Genomic DNA, 1,164 nt, shown 5'->3' on the forward strand with positions numbered 1-1,164 from the left:
GGCGGAACAGACGCTAATAACGACGGCATAGCCGATGGAACCCCAGACCCAGTTACAGGAATCCCAAGCAGTGCAGGCACAGGCGTATCAAGCCCAACCGATACCGATGGTAACGTAGGCGAAAACCTACCCGATTTCTTAGACAGTGACAGTGATGACGATGGCTGCTCAGACGCTAACGAATACTATGGAGAGAACACAGCCGATGGCGGAGATGGCGGACAATATGGCACCGACCCAGCAGCAGTCAATGCTAACGGAACAGTCGTAGGAGCCAGTTACCCAGCCACAGGAGCAGACAGCGATAGTAACACCACAGCAGATCACTTAGAAACAGGCCCAGACCCAGATACCGATGGAATAGCCAACACCTGTGACCCAGACGACGATAACGATGGTAACCCAGATACAACCGATTCTAACCCACAAGACCCAACCGCAGTAGACGATACCGCAACAGCAATGGTAGGCATGGTTGAGACTATAGACATTTTAACAAACGACGATTACTTACCAGACAATACAAGCACAGCCGGAAGTGATGTATACATCACCGATGCAGGCACAGGCACAGGAGTAGGAATCATCACATTCGATGAAAATACAGGCGAGTTAAACTACACGCCAGCCTTAAGCGAAGGCGGTATGACAGTAACCGTAGACTACACGGTATGTAACGATTTAACAGGCGATGGACCAACACCAGACGATGTTTGTGATACCGCAACGGTAACCATAACCGTAGACATGGGACCAGATGCCGACATGGATGGCATCCCAGATGTAGTAGACCAAGATGACGATAACGATGGGATTCTAGACGTAGCCGAAGGCCCAGGCGATCCAAGTGCCGATGACGATAACGATGGCGTACCAAACTATTTAGACGACGACCCCGCCGATCCATTAGTAGGAGACGTCAACGGAACCGTAGAACCAGCGTACGATAATGATGGCGATGGCGTAAGTAACCACTTAGACCTAGACGCCGACAACGATGGCATCTACGATACCGCAGAAACAGGCGGAACAGACGCTAATAACGACGGCATAGCCGATGGAACCCCAGACCCAGTTACAGGAATCCCAAGCAGTGCAGGCACAGGCGTATCAAGCCCAACCGATACCGATGGTAACGTAGGCGAAAACCTACCCGATTTCTTA

General features: G+C 51.1%; 1 pseudogene. It reads left to right on the top strand.

The features are described from left to right. A pseudogene (locus ACVC2P_RS04610) lies at window positions 1–1,164 on the top strand (hypothetical protein); the annotation flags it as partial.

It is taken from the genome of Pontimicrobium sp. MEBiC01747 (genome assembly GCF_053601635.1).